The organism is Streptomyces adustus, assembly GCF_009377175.1.
GTDB lineage: Bacteria > Actinomycetota > Actinomycetes > Streptomycetales > Streptomycetaceae > Streptomyces > Streptomyces adustus.
Genome location: NZ_VJZD01000015.1, coordinates 50165 through 71020, shown reverse-complemented (window position 1 = coordinate 71020; position 20856 = coordinate 50165). Strand labels below are relative to the sequence as shown.

The following is a 20856-nucleotide window of genomic DNA, read 5'->3' as shown; positions in this document are numbered from 1 at the left end:
CCTCACCTCCTCCCCCAGCCCCGCACGGCACCGGCTGCGGGCCGTCGACCGGGACGAGGTCGTCGACATGACGGACCTCCTGCCGCCGGGCGCCACCTGGCTGCCCGCCCCGCAGCACACCCTGCCCGCCCTGCCGGGCCACCCGCCGATGGTCGGCTACCTGGTCCTGGTCCCGGCCGACCAGCAGCCGCCGTTCCTGCCGGTGGCGCTGCCCGACGGCCCCCAGGCCGCGGAGCCGGCCGTCCCGGCCCCGGGCGAGCCGCTGGTGCGCATCGACACCGCACAGCGCACCGCCCAGGTCGGCGGGCACGAACTCGACCTCACCTACCTGGAGTTCGAGCTGCTCGCCCATCTGGTCGCGCACCCCAACCGGGTGCACACCCGTGACCATCTGGTCAGCACGGTGTGGGGCTACGGCCATGTGGGCGACGGCCGTACCGTCGACGTCCACGTCGCCCGGCTGCGCCGCAAGCTGGGCGTCGAGCACCGCAGGTCGATCCAGACCGTCCGGCGCGTCGGTTACAAGTACTCCCCGCCGCTCGCGCGCTGAGTCTCTGCCCGCAGCAGATCACGGTTCCCTCCCACGGCCCGAGCGGGCACAGTCACCGGCATGAGACTTCTGGTGCTGGGTGGTTCGGAGTTCGTGGGGCGGGCCGTGGCCGAGGCGGCGCTCGGGCGGGGCTGGGAGGTGACGGTGTTCAACCGGGGGCGACAGCCGGCCGTCCCCGGCACCCACCGCCTGCTCGGCGACCGCACCGCGCCCGACGGGCTCGCCGCCCTGGCGCGCGGCGAGTGGGACGCCGTCGTCGACACCTGGTCGGCGGCACCGCGCGCGGTGCGGGACACGGCCCGGCTGCTGCGGGGGCGCGCGGGACGGTACGTGTACGTGTCGAGCTGCTCGGTGTACGCCTGGCCGCAGCCCGTCGGGTACGCCGAGGACACGCCCCTGGTCGAGGGCGCGTCGGCCGACGCGGACCGGACGGACTACACACGCGACAAGCGGGGCGGCGAACTGGCCGCGCAGGCGGAGTTCGGGGCGGAGCACTCGGTGCTCGCGCGGTGCGGGCTGATCCTGGGCCCGTACGAGAACGTGGGGCGGCTGCCCTGGTGGCTGGCCCGGATCGCGCGCGGCGGCCCCGTCCTCGCACCGGGGCCCCGGGACCTGCCCCTTCAGTACGTCGACGTCCGCGACCTCGCGGAGTGGCTTCTCGGTTCGGCGGAGCGGGAGTTGAGCGGCCCGTACAACCTGGCGTCCGCGCCGGGGCACACCACGACGGGCGAGCTCCTGGAGGCGTGCGTACGGGCCACCGGCGCGGCGGCCGAGCTGCGCTGGACCGATCCGGACGTCGTCCTCGGCGCGGGCATCGAGCCGTGGACCCAGCTGCCGGTGTGGGTGCCGCCGGACAGCGACATGCACGACAGCATGCACACGGGCGACACCTCGCGGGCGCGGGCGACGGGCCTCGACTGCCGGCCGGTCGCCGAGACCGTGGCCGACACCTGGAGCTGGCTGCGCGGGATCGGCGGCACGCCGCCCCGGCGGCCGGACCGGCCCGTCCCGGGGCTCGACCCGGCGGTGGAGGCCAGGGTCCTGGCAGCCGGCGGAGGTGTACCTGGCACCACCCCCGCACAGGGGGACTCGGCCCAGTGACCACCGCTCGGCGCTCCGCGAGACTGACGCCATGGACACCCACTCGCCGGACGGCAACTTCGCTGCGCGGGCCCGGACCTCCGCGCTGACCTCGGGGCGGGGGCTCGCGCTGGCCGTGGCGTCGCTGCCCGAGGCCCTGCTGTGCTACACCCTCTGCCTCGTCTCGATCGCGCTCGTCCCGGTCGTCGGGATCGGGCTGTTCACCACTCCCTGGGCCGTCAGGTGGCTGCGGTCCTTCGCCGACCGGCGGCGGGCCCTGGCCGCGAAGTGGTGCGGGATACGCATCCCCTCGGCCTACCGGCCGCTGCCCGCGGACGGCAGGCCCTGGGCGCTCACGTACGCGCTGCTGCGGGACCCGGCCACCTGGCGGGATCTGCGCTGGCTGCTGGTCGACGCGACGGCCGGGTTCGCGACCGCGTTGCTGCCCGCGCTGCTCCCGCTGTACGCGCTGGAGGGATTCGCGCTGGCGGCGGGGATGTGGCGGATCTATGTGGGCACGACCGGCGAGGCGTACTGGTACGCCTTCGTCCCGGTCTCCGGTCAGTTGCCGGCCCTCTCCGCCGGCGTGCTGGGCGTGGTGTTCCTTCTGCTCGGCGTCCGCTGGGCGCCCGCGCTGCTGGCCGTCCACTTCCGGCTCACCCGGGCCCTGCTCGCCCCCGGGCAGGAGGAACTGGCCGAGCGGGTGCGGGTCCTGACCGAGACACGGCGCGACGCCGTCGACAGTTCCGCCGCCGAGCTGCGGCGCATCGAACGCGATCTGCACGACGGGGCGCAGGCCCGGCTGGTGGCCATGGGCATGGACCTCGGCGTCGTCGAGATGCTCCTGGACAAGGACCCCGCGCAGGCCCGCCGGCTGCTCGCGCAGGCCAGGCAGTCCTCCGCCGACGCGCTCACCGAACTGCGGGACCTGGTGCGGGGCATCCATCCGCCGGTGCTCGCCGAACGCGGACTGGGCGACGCCGTACGGGCGTTGGCGCTGCGGCTGCCCGTCGCCACGGAGGTGGGCGTGGAGCTGGCCGGGCGGGCGGAGGCGCCGGTGGAGTCGGCCGCGTACTTCGCCGTCAGCGAGCTGCTGACCAACGCCGTCAAGCACGCGGACGCCGACCGGGTCTGGGTGGACCTGCACCACTCCGACGGCATGCTGCGGATCTCGGTCACCGACAACGGTCGGGGCGGTGCCGCGGTCGGGGCCGGCTCGGGCCTGAGCGGTGTCGAGCGGCGGCTGGGTACATTCGACGGCGTCCTGGCCGTCAGTTCTCCCGCGGGCGGTCCCACCATGGTGACCATGGAGATTCCGTGCGCGTTGTCCTAGCCGAGGACCTGTTCCTGCTGCGCGACGGGCTGGTGCGGCTGCTGGAGGCCTACGGCTTCGAGATCGCCGCCGCCGTCGAGTCCGGACCCGAGCTGACCCGGGCCCTGGCTGAGCAGCAACCCGACGTGGCGGTGGTGGACGTACGGCTGCCGCCGACCCACACCGACGAGGGCCTTCAGTGCGCGCTGCGGGCCCGCCGGGAGCGGCCCGGGCTGCCGGTGCTGGTGCTCTCCCAGCACGTCGAGCAGCTGTACGCGCGCGAGCTGCTGGCCGACGGCAGCGGCGGGGTCGGCTATCTGCTCAAGGACCGGGTGTTCGACGCGGAGCAGTTCGTGGACGCCGTACGACGGGTGGCGGGCGGCGGTACGGCCATGGACCCGCAGGTGATCCAGCAGCTCCTGGCGCGGCGGGCGTCGCACGACCGGCCGCTGGACCGGCTCACGCCCCGGGAGCGGGAGGTGCTGGAGCTGATGGCGCAGGGGCGGACCAACGCGGCGATCGCGGGCCGGCTCGTCGTCACGGAACGGGCGATCGCCAAGCACACCGCCAATATCTTCGCCAAACTGGGACTGGAGGTGTCGGACGACGACAATCGCCGCGTCCTGGCGGTGCTCGCCTATCTGGACCGGAATCTCTGAGCGGCGCAACTACCTGCATTGATGGGGAAGTTGGGACGGGATTGCGTCGCGTTTCTCTCATGAATTTCTGAGATGTTTGAACACCCCTGGGACCGCCTCCGTATGGATGGGAGCCGCTTCACTCCTGTCGGGCGCCTCGATGCTGCCCCGCAAGGATCAGAGGAGTTCCATGGGACGCAATACACGTAAACGCCGTTCGTCGATGGCCACGAAGGCCATAGCCGCATCGGCGGCCCTAGCGCTCGGCGGGGGCGGGCTGATCTGGGCGAACTTCTACGCTTCGGCGCACGAGTCGAACAACAAGGGGTGGAACCAGACCAAGTCCGCCGCGGCCTCGCAGGCCGCGACCATCTCCTGCCCGGACGTCGGCCAGAAGCTGACCAATGTCCCGGCGCAGGCTCGCAACGATGTGAGCGGCGAACTCAGCAACCTCGACCGCCAGATCACCGAGGCCTACCAGCGTCTGGCCACCACCCGGGACGCCCAGGCGCGGGATGCCAGCTTCGTCCAGAACAGCATCCTCCAGCCTCTCCAGGACCGGCGGAAGAACATCTTCGACCGCATCCGGCTGGAGATCACCCGGGTCGGCGGCACCGCGCCCGCGGACCTGGACACCCTGATCAACTGCACCGCCACCCCGGCCAGCCAGACCAACGCGGGCGGCGGCCAGGCCAACAACGGCGGGCAGGCGAACAACGGCGGCCAGGCCAACAACGGCCAGACCGCCAACCCCAGCCAGAGTGCCCCCGCCAACAACGGTGGTCAGGCGAACAACGGCGGGCAGACGGGCAACGGCGGCCAGGCCGGCAACGGTCCGAACGCGGCCGACTTCGTGGACATCACGAAGGTCCAGGCGAACGTCGCCGCGAAGCCCCGCCGGACGGGCCAGGCCTCGACCGGTACGTTCACCACGCGCTGCGGTGTCAACGCCAACGGCAACCACAACACCGACAACGTGATCGTGGCGCCCGGTGTGACCAACGGCGCGCACCACCTGCACGACTACGTCGGCAACCAGTCGAACGACGCCTTCGCGAACAACGACAAGTTCGCGGCGGCCGAGACGACCTGCCAGAACCAGCAGGACAAGTCGTCGTACTACTGGCCGGTGATCCGTCTCCAGAACGGAACGCAGGACTTCGACCAGAACAACGACGGCGGTGGCAAGGAAGGCAACGTCGGCAAGATCCTGGTCGCCAAGCAGGCCCAGATCAAGTTCGTCGGCAGCCCGACCAGCAAGGTCACCGCGATGCCGGAGTTCCTGCGGATCATCACCGGTGACGCGAAGACCACCACGAACGGTCTGGCGAACGCCAACGCGCACTGGAGCTGCACCGGCTTCGAGAACAAGGTGCAGCTGACGACGCAGTACCCGATCTGCCCCAAGGGCAGCAGCGTGGTCCGCACCTTCGCGTTCCAGAGCTGCTGGGACGGCCAGAACACCGACAGCGCCAACCACCGTACGCACGTCGCCTTCGCCGACGCCAACGGCAACTGCGCCAACGGCTTCAAGGCGATCCCCCAGCTGACGATGCGCCTGGTGTACGACGTTCCGGCCCCGGTCATCCAGAACGGCCAGGTCAAGAACCCGTACGCGGTGGACGGCTTCCCGGAGCAGCTCCACAAGGCGGCCACCGACCACGACGACTTCATCAACGTGATGTCGGCGGCCCAGAACACCAAGATCGCCAACTGCATCAACCGCGGTCAGCGCTGCCAGTGACGGCACGGCGCTAGCGCGCAAAGAGAACCGGCGGTGGGATCTCCCACCGCCGGTTCTTTCGTGTGTCCGGGGAACGTGCGGCCGGCGTCAGTGACCGGTGTGCGCCCCGTGGTCGGTGCCCTGCTCGATGTCCCCGCCGAGGGTGGAGCGCAGGGTCGCCACCGTGCTGTTCTCGCCCACGGCCACCCACTTGCGGCCGACCAGGTAGTGACCGCCGTAGTCCTTGGCGGAGTTGATCCACTCGCGCTGCCCGCGGTCGGTGGCGAAGGTGGCCAGGATGAACTTGCCCGCGGCGACCTTGCACACCGCCTGGCGGATCTCGTCGGCGTCGGTCTGCATGTCGGGCGTGCACTTCACCTCGGCGGCCAGGTGCTCCAGGCTGCCGGTCGCCGTCGCCGGAACCGCCGCCTTCGTGTCCGCGGCGGTGCCGCAGCCCGCGAGCACCAGCGCCGCCACGGCGGCGGCCGCCGCGAGCATGGGTCGGGTCACCTTCATCTGTCCTCCCTGCAAGAGCCTCGTCCTGGATACGGCTGCGGCGCGCGGCACACTCAAACGAGGTCCAGGATGCCCGAAACCGGCCGCCGTTCCTCGCGCACCCGTGCGAAGGTGGGCGGATGAACGACGACTGGGACGACCGGGTGACCGCGGCATGGGCCCGCTTCGACGACTACGCCGAGCAGGACGCGGCCGACTTCCGGGCCCTGATCGGCGCGCTCGTCGCCGAACTGCCCGAGGGCAGCCCGCTGGGCCTGTTCGAACAGGCCTGCGCCTGGGACTCCACGGGGCACTCGGACCGGGCCGTCCCCCTGTACCGGGAGGCGCTGGACCGCGGCCTCGACGGCTACCGGGGCCGCCGGGCCCGCATCCAACTGGCGAGCTCCCTGCGCAACATCGGCCTGGCGGAGGAGGGCGTCAAGCTGCTCACACCCGAACTGGACGGCCCATCGGACGAGTTGGACGACGCGGTACGCGCCTGTCTGGCGCTGTGCCTGTCCAGCCTCGGCCGGGACCGCGAGGGCCTCTCCCTCGTCCTGGGCGCCCTGGCCCCGCATCTGCCGCGCTACCAGCGGTCGATGGCCAACTACGCGCGGGCACTGGTCGAACCGCAGGCCTGACACGGGGGCCGCGGGGCGAACCGCCGGGGCGGTGGCGGTGACCAACCATCGATTCGCTCGTTCTGCTGAACGTGCAGCCACAGCATGTCGCCCCGCGCCCCCCATCGTCCGCCACCGACGTCGACGTCGAGCAGGCCGAGGCCGCGCTCGTCGAGCACTATCCGCGGCTCGTCCGGCTCGCCTATCTGGTGCTGCCGCCCGGCCTGGGCCGCGGCCGTCGGGTCCTGACCGCGCACGCCCTCACCCAGCGCGCGCTGCCCGGCCGACGCGCGTCCGGGCCCGCCATCCCGGCCCAGTCGAAGGGCCGGGACAGCGACCCGGGTTACGCCTTCGTCCGCCTCCAGGTCGTACGGACGGCGCTGGAGGCGGGGCTGCCGCTGCGCCGCGCGGCCTGGCCCAGGCGCTCCCAGCTTCCGCCGCTGCTGCCCCAGGTGTGGGGACTGCGCCTGTTCCCGCGCTCGGGCGGCGCCGAGGAGCTCGCCCTGGAGCAACGGCTGGCGGCGCTGTCCGGACCGGCCCGCGCCGCCCATGTGCTGCGCGGGCTGGAACGGCTCCCGGACATCGCCGTGCGCAGGGTGCTGAAGTCGGCGGGCGTGGCCGACCCGGAGGCCGCGCTGCGCGAGGCCGACACCGTCCCCGCGCCGTACACGCTGTTCGAGTCGCCCGCGTTCGACCCCTGCGCGCTCCAGGCCCGGCCGACCGATCTGATGCGGCGCCGCCAGCACTCCCGGGCCGTGCTGGCCGCGGCCGCCGCGCTCGCGGTGTGCGGCGCGCTGCTGGCCCTGCCGGGCGGCGGCTGGGGCCCCGACGGCGCCGCCGCCCCGGCGTACGCGCGCAACCCCGCGGCCGAGGCGGCCCTGGACCCCGGCAAGCTGCTGCGGGTCGCGCCGGCCATGTGGAAGACGTCCAGCCGCACCGACTTCTCCGTGTGGCCCGCCCGCGGCGCCCTGACCGGCGACACCGCGCTGCTGCGCCGCGCCCTCGCGGTCTGGGCACGGCCCGGCGGGAACGTCCGGGTCTCCGTCACCCCCGGCACCCCCTCGGGCGGCCCGGCCGGACCGCCCCAGCTGCTGTACGCGGGCCCGGTCGACAACGCGCGCGTGGTGATCCTGTACGACGGTCTGCGCATCGCCCGCTACGCCGAGCCGAAGGACGGCACGCAGGGCGCCGCCCTCGACTTCGCCCGGGTCGACGGCGCGACGGCCGCCGATGCGGGCGCGCTGGTCCTCGGCCGGTCCGACGGCAATGTGCGGTATCTGACCGCGCCCTGGGTGACGAAGGCGGCCGAGCGGGACCTGACGAAGCCCTCGGCCGGCGCGATGGACCTCGGCCTGACCGGCGGGATCACCGCCCCGCTGGCCAGCCCGGCGGCCCAGGCCGGTACCTGCACCTCGTGGAACGTGCTCCAGCTGACCGACGCCCAGGGCACCCATCTGCTGACCGACCTCGGCGAACTGGTGCCGGCCCGGCTGACCACGGGGAAGCCGACCGCGCCGCACGAGGCGACCGGGGCGAAGTCGCTGAGCGCCTGGGCGCCGTTCGCGTGCTCGCTGGCCGACGCCCGGGCGCAGGGCGTGCGGTCGGTGAACGCCTGGCAGTACGCCGAGCAGCCGCTGCCGGACGCGAGCGGCACGGCCGCCTGGGTGTGCACCAGGGCCGAGACCTGGCGGGGCGACGGGCCCCGGGTGCTGGCCCAGTTCCACACCCCGGGCGGGAAGTACGGCGCGATCGCCGCGAGGGCGGAGGACCGGCCGGCCTGCGGCACCCGCGATCCGCACGTGCTGGCGGGCGTGCTGTGGAAGTCGCAGGACGGTTCCTGGTACCTGCTGGCCGCGGGCAGCCGGGACACCGCGTCGATCCGTACGACGGGCGGGGTCCACGCGAGCACCCGGGGCCGCCTGCTGAGCGTGCGTACGAAGGACGGCGCGCAGGCCGGACTCGAAGGGACCCTGGACGACGGAAGGGCGATCAGCGGGCTGCGGTGAGGGGCGGCCCTCGCCGCGGCGGCACGGGCGGGAGGTGAGCGACCAGTGTGGGATGTGTGAACATCTGTGGCAGGACCGGCCCGTTCGGGTCCGGTTGCTGTCGGTAAGGTGTCCGCATGACTACCGGGGTTCGCCGCAGAATGGGAGTCGACGAGCGACGGCAGCAGCTGATCGGTGTCGCCCTCGACCTGTTCAGCCGCCGCTCGCCCGACGAGGTCTCGATCGACGAGATAGCGGCGGCCGCAGGCATCTCGCGGCCGCTGGTCTACCACTACTTTCCCGGCAAACTCAGCCTCTACGAAGCGGCGTTGAAGCGTGCCGCGGAGGATCTGTCGGCCCGGTTCGCCGAGCCGCACGAGGGTCCGCTCGGGGCCCGGCTGCTGCGGGTGATGCGCCGGTACTTCGACTTCGTGGACGAGCACGGGCCGGGCTTCTCGGCCCTGATGCGCGGCGGTCCCGCGGTCCCCGCGGGCGAGTCCCGCCCGATGAGCCATGTCTCGGCCACCAACGCCCTCATCGACTCCGTGCGGCAGGCCGCGTACGAGCAGATCCTCGCGCATCTGGGGGTCACGGACCCGCCCGCGCGGCTGGAGCTGGTGATCCGCTCCTGGATCTCGCTCGCCGAGTCGACCGCGCTGATCTGGCTGGACGGCCGCCGCATCCCGCGCGCGGAACTGGAGATCCAGCTGGTGCACGACTTCGCGGCGCTCACCGCCGTGAGCGCCGCGTTCGACGACGGGATGCGCAGGCTGCTGCGGCCGATGCTCCAGGACGAGCCGGCCGACGGCCCGTTCAGCGACCTGGCGACCCGGCTGCTCGCCCTGGCCGCCGAGCCCGAGCCCGAGCCCCGGCCCGAGCGTGAGCCGGAGCGTGAGCCCGAGCCCGGTCCGATGGCCTGAGCCCCGGGTGCCGGGTCAGCGGTCCTCGAACTTGCGGTACGACGGGTCGAGGTCGCGCACCTCGGCCGAGGCGTGCAGGGCCAGGCCCGCGGCGGGCTTCACGTACTGACGCAGCAGTTCGAGCGCGGCCTCGGTGAGCCGGGCCTTGGTCTCCTCGGTGCGGCCGGCCAGCAGGGCGATGTGGACGTGCACGACGGCATGTCCCTCGGTCTCCGGGCCGACCACGTCGTCCGCGGTGCGGCGGAAACGTGTCTTGCAGGCCGGCGGCTTCGCGGCCGCGATCTCGACGGTGGCGGTGTGCAGAGCCTGTGCGAATCCGGGCCGGTCGAAGTCGTCCGCGAGCCGGTCCGAGTAGTCGACGGTGATCTGCGGCATGGAGCACTCCTGTTCTGGGGCGACGAATCACCCTAACCGCACGGCCCGACCGCACGGCGCCGCCGTCCGTATGGCGGCCCGCGGGCGGTCGCGACCGCCGCGCCCTCTCCGGGACAGCACGAGGGGCGGGCCCGTGACGGACCCGCCCCCCCTTGGAGCTCCGGACAGCCGTCAGGCGGTCCGGGAGAACACCGCGACCGTGCGTCCGGGGACGGCGAAGGTGCCGGAATCCCGGTCGTAGGCCGCGGACTTGACCGTGGCGTCCGCGCCCGACGCCTGCACCGGGTGCAGGCGGTAGCCCGTCCCGGCCAGCGTGTCGACGGTCTGCCGCTGGGCGGTCGGGGTCGCGTTGAACACGACGACCAGGTCACCCAGCTTCATGGTGATCACCCCGGGCGTCTCGCTCTTCCCGGACAGCGGGAAGGACAGGTCCGACTGCACCTGCGCGGTGCTGCCGAGGGAGAACGCCTGCTCGGTGGTACGGATCCGCAGCAGGTCCCGGTACGCGGCCGAGGCCCCGGTGATCTGCGCGCAGCCCACACTGACGGAGCTCAACAGCGGCTTGGCGTAAGGCCACTTGGACGCGTTGTCGGCGGCAGGCGGCAGCCCGCGCCCGAAGCCGTTGCCGTCGGCGCAGTTCCAGTGGATGGCGTTGAACCAGTCGCCGCTGTCGAAGGAGTTGCGGTCCAGCGACTTGGAGCGCAGCAGGTCCGAGCCCGCCTGGGACAGGGACGGCCCCTGGGAGAGGGCGGCCGTGGCCATGGCGAGGACCTGCATCCGGGCCCGGTCGGACGCCGAGGTGCCCTGGGGCAGCTTGTAGGTCAGGGCGTCGAACAGCGACTCGTTGTCGTGCGCGTCCGTGTAGGCGAGGGCGTCGCCGGGGGCGTCCGCGTAGCCGGCGGGCGCGCCGTTGTAGTCGACCTCGGCGCCGGTGACGTCGTGGCCGTCGGTGTCGGTGAAGCGGTACTTGGCCAGGTTGCCGGTCAGACCGACCTTGATCAGGTCCTGGTAGTGCAGGAGGCGGGCCTTCTGCTCGGCCTCGGTCCCGTTGGCGGTGGAGGAGTTCGGGTCGGTGTAGAGCCCGGACGCGAAGCCCTGGATGCCGGGGTCGGAGTCGAAGGGGCCGCCGCCGCGCACCGCGTCGCGGGCCCGGTCCGAGAAGGTCGCGATACCGGTGCCGGCCATGTTCTGCTGCGTGGCCTGCACGAACCGGGCGTCGTCGGCGACCTCGCCGAAGTTCCAGCCCTCGCCGTAGAGGATGATCTTCTTGCCGTCGACGCCGTCCTTCGCGAGGGTCAGCGCGTCCAGCGCCTTGCGCACGGCGAGGATGTTGGCCTTGGGGTGGTGGCCCATCAGGTCGAAGCGGAAGCCGTCGACCTTGTACTCCTTGGCCCAGGTGACGATGGAGTCGACGACCAGCTTGCCCATCATGGCGTTCTCGGGCGCGGTGTTGGAGCAGCAGGTGCTGTTCGCCACCGAGCCGTCGGCCAGGAGCCGCTGGTAGTAGCCGGGCACGACCTGGTCGAGCACGGAGGTGTCGGCCTGACCGCTGGCCGCGGTGTGGTTGTAGACGACGTCCATCACGACCCGCAGGCCGTCGTCGTTGATCGCCTTGACCATGCTGCGGAACTGGACCGTGCGGGCGGTGCCGTCCGGGTCGGTGGCGTACGAGCCCTCGGGGACCGTGTAGTGGTACGGGTCGTAGCCCCAGTTGTAGGCGTCCTTCGCGGCGGTCTTCGCCACGCAGGCCTGCTGCTGCTCGGAGTCGGCCGGGTAGGCGGCGAGGTCGCAGTCGGGGCCGGCCTGGTCGGCCTTCTTCTCGGGGATGGTGGCGATGTCGAAGGCGGGCAGCAGATGCACGTACGAGGTGCCGGCCTGGGCCAGCTCGCGCAGGTGCTTCGAGCCGTCGCTGTTCTTGTCCGTGAAGGCCAGGTAGGTGCCCTGGTCCTTCGCCGGGACGGTCGCATCGGCGACGGAGAAGTCCCGGATGTGCAGCTCCTGGATCTGCGCGTCCTTCAGCGGCACGGCCTTGGGCTTGGCCAGGGTCGACCAGCCGCCGGGGGCGAGGGCCTTGTCGTTCAGGTCGACGACCAGGCTGCGCTCGGAGTTCGCGCTCAGCGCGACCGAGTACGGGTCGGTGACCTTGTTCGTCACGATCTTGCGGACGCTGGGGGCCCAGACCTTCACCACGTACCGGTAGGGCTTGCCCTTCCAGGAGGCGGGTCCGGTGACGGACCAGACGCCGGTCGTCGCGTCGCGGTGCATGGGCACCGTCGCGCCGGCCAGTTCCAGGGAGACGTTCTGTGCCGTGGGCGCCCAGACGGACAGGGTCGGCCTGCCGTCGTGGAACACCGGGCCCAGATTCGCCTTGGTCGCGTCGTACAGGTCGTCGAGCACGCCCGCGATCTGCACGCCGGTCGCGGACAGGACCGCGCCGTTCGCCGCCAGCTGGGAGGCGACGAGCTGGCCGCCCAGCGCCTCGCGCACCCGGGCGCGGTCGCGCGGGTCGACGGTCCAGGCGGTGTAGTCCTTCAGGTGCGGGAACTTCGCCTTCTGGGCGTCGGTGAGCGTGGACTTCGTCAGTCGCAGCCAGCGCTCGTCGTCGCTGGTGAGGGCGCCGTCCTTGACGGTGATCGAGCCGTCGTGGGAGTAGCGCAGCTGGGTGGAGGCGGCCGCGTCGGAGCCGTTCCAGGCGAGCGTGTCCCGGTCGATCCAGACCGCCTTGGAGGTGGTCAGGTCGAGGGCGGCCGCGGAGCCGGCGGGCTGCGGCAGGAGGTACTTCTCCTGGCCGTTCAACAGCCACACCTCGTAGCCGTTGGCCTTGAGGTCCAGGGACTGGTCGGAGGGCAGGTCCTTGTTGTCGCCGTTGTGGATGATGTAGCTGAGGCTGGTGGCACCGTCGGTGAGAGGTACCTCGAAGACCGCGCCATAGGCGTCAGTCTTCACCGGCTTCAGGGGGCTCGGCCAGTCGGTGGGGTTCGCGGCGCCCGTCCAGACGTGCAGGCCCCAGCCGTCGTAGTCGCCGTCGGCGCGGTGGTAGTGGATGACCGCCTTGGCCTTGTCCGGCGCCGGGGCGTCGGGGTTCGCGGTCAGTACGTCCGGCTTCCCCTGCTCGATCCAGACCTCACCCGTCTTGGTGACGTCGATGCTCCGGTCGGACGAGACGTCCTTGTTGCCGTCCTTGTCGATGACCAGGAAGCCGACGTTCGAGGCGCCGGGCTTGAGCTTGACGTAGGCGAAGGCGCCGTAGGCGTCGCGGCCGATGAAGGGGTGGCTGGCCGGCCAGTTGGTGGCCTCGCCGTCGGCGAGGTCGCCCCAGGCGTACAGGCCCCAGTTCGCGTAGTCGCCGTCCGTGCGCTTGTAGTGGACGACCGCGTAGTCGCGGGAGGACGCGGTGGGGACCTCCGGAGCGGGCGCGGTGCCCGTGGTGCTCGCCGCGGTGGCGCTGGCGATCCGCCCGGCGGAGTCGATCACGACCGCCTTGTAGCGCAGCGCGGTGCCGGCCGGCACGTCCTTGCCGATGGCCTGGGTGACCTTGTACGGGGCGTGGTCGGCGGAGCCGAGCGTGACCCACTTGCCGTTGCCGGTCTGGGCGGCGAAGACGACCCGGTTCAGCTGACCGCCGTCGACGTCGGCGGAGAGCTCGACGGTCCCGGTGGCACCGGCATCCGGGGCCTTGAGGGTGATCGTCGGCCTGGCGGCGGGCTGGGCGAGACGTCCGGCCGCCTTGAGGACGACGGCGGATCCGGCCGGGACGGTGACGGTGACCTTGCGGTCGGCGTTCGAGGCGACGACGGCACCGGTGCCGTACACGCCCCGGTACGCCATGCGGGCCGAGCCGGTGGCGAAGGTGGCGCTCTTCGCCGTGCCGGCGTTGTTGAAGGCGACGACGTACTCGGCGCCGGTCCTGGCGTCGGTGCGGGTGAAGGCGTAGACGCCGGGGCCGTCGGCCGCGTACCGCTGGGTCTGGACGCCGTCGGTGAGCGCCGGGTTGTCCTTGCGGAGCTTGGACAGCGCGGCGATCTGCCGGTAGAGCGGGGCCTTGGTGTCGTACGCGTCGCCGGCGTGGGTGCGGTCGGTGCCGATCTCGTCGTCGTCGAGGTAGTCGGCGACCTTGGAGGCGAACATCGTCTGGCGGGCGTCCTTGTCCCCGCCGGAGCCGGTGAAGCCCTGCTCGTCGCCGTAGTAGACGACCGGGTTGCCGCGGCTGAGGAACATCAGCTCGTTGGCGAGCCGGTCCTTCTTGAGCAGTTCGGCGTCGGTGGCCTTCGGGTTGTCCTGGTTCAGGAAGTACCCGATGCGGCCCATGTCGTGGTTGCCGAGGAAGGTGACCTGCTCGTAGGCGTTGGCCTTGTCGGTCGTGTACTTGTAGTCGTCGCCGAAGACCGCGGCCAGCTTCTGGGCGCTGCCGCCCTGGGAGGCGTACTGGCGGGCCGCGTCCTGGAAGGGGAAGTCGAGGGTGGCGTCGAGGCGGCCCTGGGTGACGTAGGGCGAGGTGATCGAGGTGTCGGCGGAGTAGACCTCGCCGAACATGAAGAAGTTCTTACGGCCGTGCGCGGCCGCGTACGCGTCCAGGGCGGTCGCCCACTGCGTCCAGAACTCCATGTCGACGTGCTTGACGGTGTCGATCCGGAAGCCGTCGACGCCGAAGTCCCGCACCCAGCGCTGGTAGATCTTCTCCATGCCGCTGACGACCTCGGGACGCTCGGTCCACAGGTCGTCCAGGCCGGAGAAGTCGCCGTAGGTGGTGGACTCGCCCGCGTAGGTCGAGTCGCCCCGGTTGTGGTACATCGTCGGGTCGTTGAGCCAGGACGGAACCTTGGCGTTCTTGTTCGCGGCGGCGACGGTCGGCGTGCGCGGGAAGGACCCGGTGCCGACGGCCGGGAACTTCCCACCGGCCGCGTAGTCGGCGTCGTCGAAGGGCTGTCCGTCCTTCGTCAGGTAGGGGAAGGCGCCCTTGGACAGGTAGTCGTAGGACTTCTCCTGGTAGTCGACGACGTCGGCGGTGTGGTTGGTGATGACGTCGAAGAAGACCTTCATGCCCTTGGCGTGCGCCTTGGCGATGAGGGTGGAGAGGTCCTTGTTGGTCCCGAAGTGCGGATCGACCTGGGTGAAGTCGGTGATCCAGTAGCCGTGGTAGCCGGCCGAGGCGTCGGCGCCGGTCCCCTGCACGGGCCGGTTCTTGAAAATGGGGGCCATCCAGATGGCCGTGGTGCCCAGGTTCTTGATGTAGTCGAGCCGGTCGGTCAGGCCCTTGAGGTCACCGCCCTGGTAGAAGCCCTTGTCGGTGGGGTCGTAGCCGGTGCTCAGGCGTGAACCGGTCAGTCCGCCCTTGTCGTTGGACCGGTCCCCGTTGGCGAACCGGTCCGGCATGACGAAGTAGAACTGCTCCCGGGTGTCGTCGTGCCGGGCGGGCTCGGCGGCGAGCCTGGCGTCCGAGGGCGGTGCGGGCGGGGCTGCCGCGTGCGCGGCCAGCGGCTGCACCAGTGCTGCGGCGAGGGCCACGGCGGCGACGGCCGCGACCCGTCTGGCTCTGAGGATGCGGCGCGTCCCGGGCGCCGGCCAACTCGGTATCACAGGCGTGAACTCCTTGCGATTACGGCTCTCTTGGGTCCGACCCCAACACCGCGGCTCGGCTTCGATGCCGGGCGCCCGCGCGACCGTATCGCTAACGAAAGGTTTACAGCAAGAGGCTTGAAACTCACAGCAAGAACTTTCACCGACGACCTTGACGCCCCTTCCCAACTGCCGCACTCTCACCGGTTGTTGAAGCACGTACCCCCCGTGACCTCATTTCCGGAGCCGCACATGACCAGATTTCGACGTACCCCCCGACCGCCCGGCGCGCTGCGTCGCGCCGGTACCGCGGTGGCCGCCGGCGCCCTCGCGCTGGCCGGGGCGGTGGCCCTGCCGGCCGCCCCGGCGCAGGCCGACGCCTCCGCCAAGGGCGATGTGATCGCCAACCTGTGGGAGTGGAACTGGGACTCGATCGCGTCCGAGTGCACGAACGTGCTCGGCCCGGCCGGGTACGGGGCCGTCCAGGTCGCGCCGCCCGCCGAGTCCCTCAAGCAGTCCAGCTACTACTGGTGGGACGTGTACCAGCCCTACTCGTACAACCTGAACAGCCGCTTCGGGACGGCGGCGAAGTTCGCGTCCATGGTCAGCGCCTGCCACGCGGCGGGGGTGAAGGTGTACACGGACGCGGTGATCAACCACACCGCCGCCCAGACCGGCACCGGCTACAACGGCACCACGGTGACCAACAAGTACGACACCCCGGACTGGGACCGCGCGGACTACCACGACTCCACGTCCTGCCCCACGTCCGACCTGACCATCCAGGACTACTCCAACCTCACCCAGGTGCAGAACTGCGAGCTCCTGGGGCTGCCCGACCTCAAGACCGGTTCCGACACGGTCCGCGCCGGCATCGCCGACTTCCTCAACGACCAGCTCGCGCTCGGCGTCGACGGCTTCCGGGTCGACGCGGCCAAGCACATCCCCGAGGCCGACCTGGCGGCCATCGAGGCGAAGCTGACCGACACCACCTCGGGCAAGGACCCGTACGTCTTCCAGGAGATCTACCCGGGTTCGACCCCGCAGCCGGCCGACTACTACGCCTCCGGCGACGTGCTGGACTTCACCTACGCGAGCAAGCTGAAGTCCGCCTTCCAGGGCAACGTCTCCGACCTCGCCTCGATCGCGAGCAGCGGCATCCTGCCCGCCGCGAACTCGGTGTCCTTCGTGACCAACCACGACACCGAGCGCAACGGTCTGCACATGAGCTACAAGGACGGCGACACCTACAAGCTCGCCAATCTCTTCCAGCTCGCCTACAAGTGGTCGACGCCGACCGTGTACGCCAGCTGGGAGTGGACCCAGAGCGACCAGGCCCCGCCGAACTCCTCCGGGTTCGTGACGAACACGGACTGCTCCAGTGGCTCCTGGTACTGCCTGGACCGGGACACCGCGGTGGTCGGCATGGTCGCCTGGCACAACGCGGCCGACACCACCGCCGTCTCGGACTGGCAGACCAAGTCCTCCGGTGTGATCGGCTTCGGCCGCGGCGGCGCGGGCTTCTTCGCCCTCAACAACGGCTCCTCGTCGGCCACTTACACCTTCACCACGAGCATGGCCGACGGCACGTACAAGAACGTGATCGACGGCGGCGCGAGCACGGTGACGGTGTCGGGCGGCAGCGCGTCGATCACCATCCCCGCGAAGAGCGCGGTCGCCTTCTACAACTCCTCCTACACCTGCACGGTGGGCTGCGACGACACCGGCGGCGGTGACGGCGGCTCGTCCTCCACGGTCAGCGCCACCTTCAACGAGTACGCGTCCACCACCAGCGGCACCAGCGTCTACGTGGTCGGCTCGCTGTCGGCGCTGGGCGCCTGGGACACCTCCAAGGCGGTCCCGCTGTCGTCCTCCGGGTACCCGGTCTGGTCCGGGGAGGTGAGCGTGCCGATCAACACGTCCTTCACCTTCAAGTACATCAAGAAGGACGCCTCGGGCAATGTCACCTGGGAGTCGAACGCCAACCGGTCCGCCTCCGCGGTGACTTCGGCGCTGACCGTCAACAGCTCCTGGAACGTGGCCACCGCCGACGCCACCGACGTCACCTTCAACGAGTACGCGACGACCGACTGGGGCACCAACGTCTATGTCGTCGGCTCCATCGCCTCGCTCGGCTCCTGGAACACGAGCGACGCGATCCCGCTGTCGTCCGCCGCGTACCCGACCTGGAGCAGGATGGTCATCGTCCCCAGGAGCACGGCCTTCACGTACAAGTACATCAAGAAGGACGGCTCCGGGAACGTGACCTGGGAGTCCGGGACGAACCGCTCGTACACGACGGGAAGTTCGTCCGGCTACACCACGAGTGACACGTGGAAGTGACCTACCGGGCTCAGCAGCCCGACTTGCCCGAGTAGATCGCCAGGGCCGTGTTGGCGGCCAGGGTGGCGGTGAACTGCCCGCTGGAGTTCACCGCCACCGTCGTGTTGTTCTGCACGTTGCAGTACGTGCCCGCCGCCAGCGACGTCTGGTAGGTCCGGGTCAGGGACGAGGACTCGTGGTTGATGGCCACGAAGCCCTTGGTGCCGCGGCCGAAGGCGATCGCGTCGTTCCCGTTGTCCCACCAGTTGGAGACGGCCTGCCCCCTCGTCGCGTTGCGGAAGGCGACCATCGACTTGATCTCGGGCCAGGCGTGCTGGCACTTCCACCCGTCCTGCCAGCAGGCGTTGACCGTGCCGCCGTTGGGCGGACCGGCGTCCACGTCCGACCACTCGTAGCCGGAGTTGATGTCCGGGGCGCCGTAGGGGTAGGCGAGCATGAAGACGTTGGCGAGGGTGTAGTTCGCCCCGTCCTTGTAGTTGAGCGTCGAGCCGTTGCGCTCGGTGTCGTGGTTGTCGACGAAGACCCCGGCCACCGAGCTGCTCATGTAGCCCCAGCCCTCGCCGTAGTTCTTCAGGTAGGCGAGGTTCTCGTTGTTGAAGACGCGCTTGAGGTCGTAGGCGTAGCGGAACTCCTGGACGTCGCCGTTGCCGGTGTACTCGGTGGGCTGGACCGCCTCGCCGGCTCCGTAGATGACCTCCTGCTTCCAGTACACGGACGGGTTGGTCAGCCGGGACTTGATGTTGGCGAGGTCGGCGGTGTCGATGTGCTTGGCCGCGTCGATGCGGAAGCCGTCCACGCCCAGGGTGAGCAGGTCGTTCAGATAGCCGGCGATGGTCTTGCGGACGTACTCCTCGCCGGTGTCGAGGTCGGCGAGGCCGACGAGTTCGCAGTGCTGCACGTTCCAGCGGTCGCTGTAGTTGCTGACCTGGGAGGTGCAGTCGTCGAAGTCGTAGGAGGAGTACAGGCCGGGGTAGTTGTACTTCGTGTACGACGAGCCGCCGGTGCCGGTGCTGCCGGTGCCCGCCGACATGTGGTTCACGACGCTGTCGACCACGACCTTCACCCCTGCCGCGTGGCAGGTGTTCACCATGTTCTGGAACGCGGTGCGGTCGCCGAGCCGGCCGGCGATCTTGTACGACACCGGCTGGTACGAGGTCCACCACTGCGAGCCCTGTATGTGCTCGGCGGGCGGCGAGACCTGGACGTACCCGTAGCCCGCGGGGCCGAGGGTGTTGGTGCACTCCTTGGCGACCGAGGCGAACTTCCACTCGAAGAGGACGGCGGTGACGTCCTTGGTGCCGGGCGGGGAGGCGTGCGCCACAGTCGGGGTCATGACAAGGGTGGTGGCTGCGAGGGCCAGCGCCCCCGAGAGGATTCTGCGTGCCATGTGGGGTTCCTTCGTCACTGAAGGTTCTTGCTGAAAAATTTCCGCAAACTTGCGGTGACGAAGATGTTAAAGGCCCGCTGCCTGAAAAGGCAGCGGGCCGTGTGAAGTTGATGCAAGAACTTTCGATGCGGCCGTCAGGCCGTGGCGAACCAGACGGTCGTGTCGGACGGCACCTTGGCCTCGGCGCCGGCGTCGGTCACCTCACCGCTGGCCAGCAGGACCCGGCCGTACGCCGGGACGTTCACCGACTCGCCCGTGGTGTTGGTGACGCACACGAACTTCCCGCGCCGGAAGGCCAGAACGCCCTCGGGGGCACGCAGCCACTCCACCGTGTCGCCCTCGCCCAGGTCGGCCCGGCCGCGCCGGACGGCGAGCGCGCTGCGGTACAGCTCCAGGGTGGAGCCGGGCACGCCCTGCTGCGCCTCGACGCTCAGCTCGCCCCAGGAGTCGGGCTGCGGCAGCCAGCTGCCGCCGCTGCCGAAGCCGTACGAGGAGCCCTCGCGGGTCCACGGGATCGGCACCCGGCAGCCGTCGCGGAAGCCGTCCTGGCCCGCGCCGCGGAAGAACGCCGGGTCCTGGCGCACCTCGTCCGGCAGGTCCACGACGTCGGGCAGGCCGAGCTCCTCGCCCTGGTAGACGTAGGCGGAACCGGGCAGCGCCAGCATCAGCATCGTGGCGGCACGGGCCCGGCGCAGACCGAGCTCGCGGTCGCCGGCCGTGCGGATCTGGGTGCCCAGGCCCGGCGGGTTGGCGAACCGGGTGGCGTGCCGGGTGACGTCGTGGTTGGACAGCACCCAGGTGGCGGGGGCGCCGACCGGGCGCATGGCCTCCAGGGTGCGGTCGACGACCTTGCGCAGCTCGGCCGCGTCCCACTCGGTGCCCAGGTACTGGAAGTTGAAGGCCTGGTGCAGCTCGTCGGGGCGGACGTAGTTCGCGGTGCGCTCGACGGTCGGGGTCCACGCCTCGGCGACGAGGATGCGCTCGCCCGCGTACTCGTCGACGACCGTGCGCCACTGCCGGTAGATGGCGTGCACGCCGTCCTGGTCGAAGAAGGGCATGACATCGTTGCCCAGCAGCTTGAGCTGATCGTGGGAGCCGAGGTCGGGCAGACCCGGCGCCTTGACCAGGCCGTGGGCGACGTCGATGCGGAACCCGTCGACGCCCATGTCCAGCCAGAAGCGCAGGATCGAGCGGAACTCGTCGCCCACGGCCGGGTGGTCCCAGTTGAAGTCGGGCTGCTCGGGGGCGAACAGGTGCAGGTACCACTCGCCGTCCGCGACCCGGGTCCAGGCCGGTCCGCCGAAGATGGACTCCCAGTCGTTGGGCGGAAGTTCGCCGTTCTCGCCCTTGCCGGCGCGGAAGTGGTAGCGCTCGCGCAGCGGGGAGCCGGGGCCCTCCTCCAGCGCGCGCTTGAACCACTCGTGCTGGTCGGAGGAGTGGTTGGGGACCAGGTCGACGATGATCCGGAGCCCGAGCGCGCGGGCGTCACGGATCAGCGCGTCGGCGTCCAGGAGGTTGCCGAACATGGGGTCCACCGCACGGTAGTCGGCGACGTCGTAGCCGGCGTCGGCCTGCGGGGATGCGTAGAAGGGGCTGAGCCAGACGGCGTCGACACCGAGGTCGCGCAGGTACGGAAGTCTGGCGCGTACGCCCTCCAGGTCCCCCATGCCGTCGCCGTTGCTGTCGGCGAAGCTGCGCGGATAGACCTGGTAGATGACCGCGTCCCGCCACCAGTCGCTGCTCTGGGCGACGGTGGCGACGGCGGTGCTTTCGGCCGGGTCGGCGGAGTGCTGGCTCATGGCGTCCTTGATGCGATCGGAGTCCCCCGCTCAAGCGGAGCCGAGTGTGGGGGAGGTTCGGGTCGACGGGTCG

General features: G+C 71.0%; 14 protein-coding genes. 9 read left to right on the top strand and 5 right to left on the bottom strand.

Annotated elements, in window-relative coordinates; translation table 11 throughout:
- The 5 genes from FNH09_RS06095 to FNH09_RS06075 all read left to right on the top strand — a co-directional run.
- On the top strand, positions 1-550 hold a 550-nt coding region (locus FNH09_RS06095), incomplete at its 5' end, for a winged helix-turn-helix domain-containing protein (protein WP_152885708.1).
- A 60-nt stretch (positions 551-610) separates the two neighbouring features.
- Positions 611-1651, top strand: coding sequence for an SDR family oxidoreductase (locus FNH09_RS06090; RefSeq protein WP_152885707.1), 1041 nt, complete (start codon positions 611-613; stop codon positions 1649-1651).
- 31 nt (positions 1652-1682) lie between these two features.
- A complete protein-coding gene (locus FNH09_RS06085; RefSeq protein WP_152885706.1) occupies positions 1683-2963 on the top strand; it encodes a sensor histidine kinase in 1281 nt (426 codons plus the stop codon).
- On the top strand, positions 2948-3601 hold the full coding sequence (locus FNH09_RS06080; protein ID WP_162468178.1) for a response regulator: 654 nt from the start codon (positions 2948-2950) through the stop codon (positions 3599-3601). Before FNH09_RS06085 ends, FNH09_RS06080 begins: the two co-directional genes overlap by 16 nt.
- Positions 3602-3770: 169 nt before the next feature.
- Positions 3771-5324: a DUF1996 domain-containing protein gene (locus tag FNH09_RS06075; RefSeq protein ID WP_152885705.1), complete on the top strand. Its 1554-nt coding sequence runs from the start codon at positions 3771-3773 to the stop codon at positions 5322-5324.
- Between the two features lie 87 nt (positions 5325-5411).
- On the opposite strand, the gene FNH09_RS06070 is transcribed toward FNH09_RS06075, so the two are convergent.
- The gene (locus FNH09_RS06070) at positions 5412-5819 is read right to left on the bottom strand and encodes a hypothetical protein (RefSeq protein WP_152885704.1); all 408 of its coding nucleotides are present in this window, start codon (positions 5817-5819) and stop codon (positions 5412-5414) included.
- A 119-nt stretch (positions 5820-5938) separates the two neighbouring features.
- Between FNH09_RS06070 and FNH09_RS06065 the strand changes: the two genes are divergently transcribed.
- The 3 genes from FNH09_RS06065 (at position 5939) to FNH09_RS06055 (ending at position 9323) form a co-directional block, all read left to right on the top strand.
- A complete protein-coding gene (locus FNH09_RS06065; protein WP_152885703.1) occupies positions 5939-6439 on the top strand; it encodes a tetratricopeptide repeat protein in 501 nt (166 codons plus the stop codon).
- Positions 6440-6510: 71 nt separating this feature from the next.
- Positions 6511-8424: a hypothetical protein gene (locus FNH09_RS06060; protein WP_162468177.1), complete on the top strand. Its 1914-nt coding sequence runs from the start codon at positions 6511-6513 to the stop codon at positions 8422-8424.
- A gap of 116 nt (positions 8425-8540) precedes the next feature.
- Entirely contained in the window at positions 8541-9323 is a 783-nt protein-coding gene (locus FNH09_RS06055; RefSeq protein ID WP_152885701.1) for a TetR/AcrR family transcriptional regulator, read from the top strand.
- Between the two features lie 15 nt (positions 9324-9338).
- Here the strand turns inward: FNH09_RS06055 and FNH09_RS06050 are convergent, their stop codons facing one another.
- Both FNH09_RS06050 and pulA read right to left on the bottom strand, forming a co-directional pair.
- Positions 9339-9698 (bottom strand): 5-carboxymethyl-2-hydroxymuconate Delta-isomerase, encoded by a 360-nt coding sequence (locus tag FNH09_RS06050; protein WP_152885700.1) that lies wholly within the window; start codon positions 9696-9698, stop codon positions 9339-9341.
- 171 nt (positions 9699-9869) lie between these two features.
- Complete coding sequence (gene pulA / locus FNH09_RS06045) at positions 9870-15275, bottom strand: pullulanase-type alpha-1,6-glucosidase (protein ID WP_162468176.1); 5406 nt, start codon at positions 15273-15275, stop codon at positions 9870-9872.
- Positions 15276-15506: 231 nt separating this feature from the next.
- Here pulA and FNH09_RS06040 point away from each other — a divergent pair, with 231 nt between their 5' ends.
- Positions 15507-17597 (top strand): carbohydrate-binding module family 20 domain-containing protein, encoded by a 2091-nt coding sequence (locus tag FNH09_RS06040; protein WP_152885698.1) that lies wholly within the window; start codon positions 15507-15509, stop codon positions 17595-17597.
- Positions 17598-17607: 10 nt separating this feature from the next.
- Here the strand turns inward: FNH09_RS06040 and FNH09_RS06035 are convergent, their stop codons facing one another.
- Both FNH09_RS06035 and FNH09_RS06030 read right to left on the bottom strand, forming a co-directional pair.
- Entirely contained in the window at positions 17608-18984 is a 1377-nt protein-coding gene (locus tag FNH09_RS06035) for an alpha-amylase (protein WP_202919603.1), read from the bottom strand.
- Between the two features lie 134 nt (positions 18985-19118).
- Entirely contained in the window at positions 19119-20783 is a 1665-nt protein-coding gene (locus FNH09_RS06030; protein WP_152885697.1) for a glycoside hydrolase family 13 protein, read from the bottom strand.
- Positions 20784-20856 lie beyond the last annotated feature (73 nt).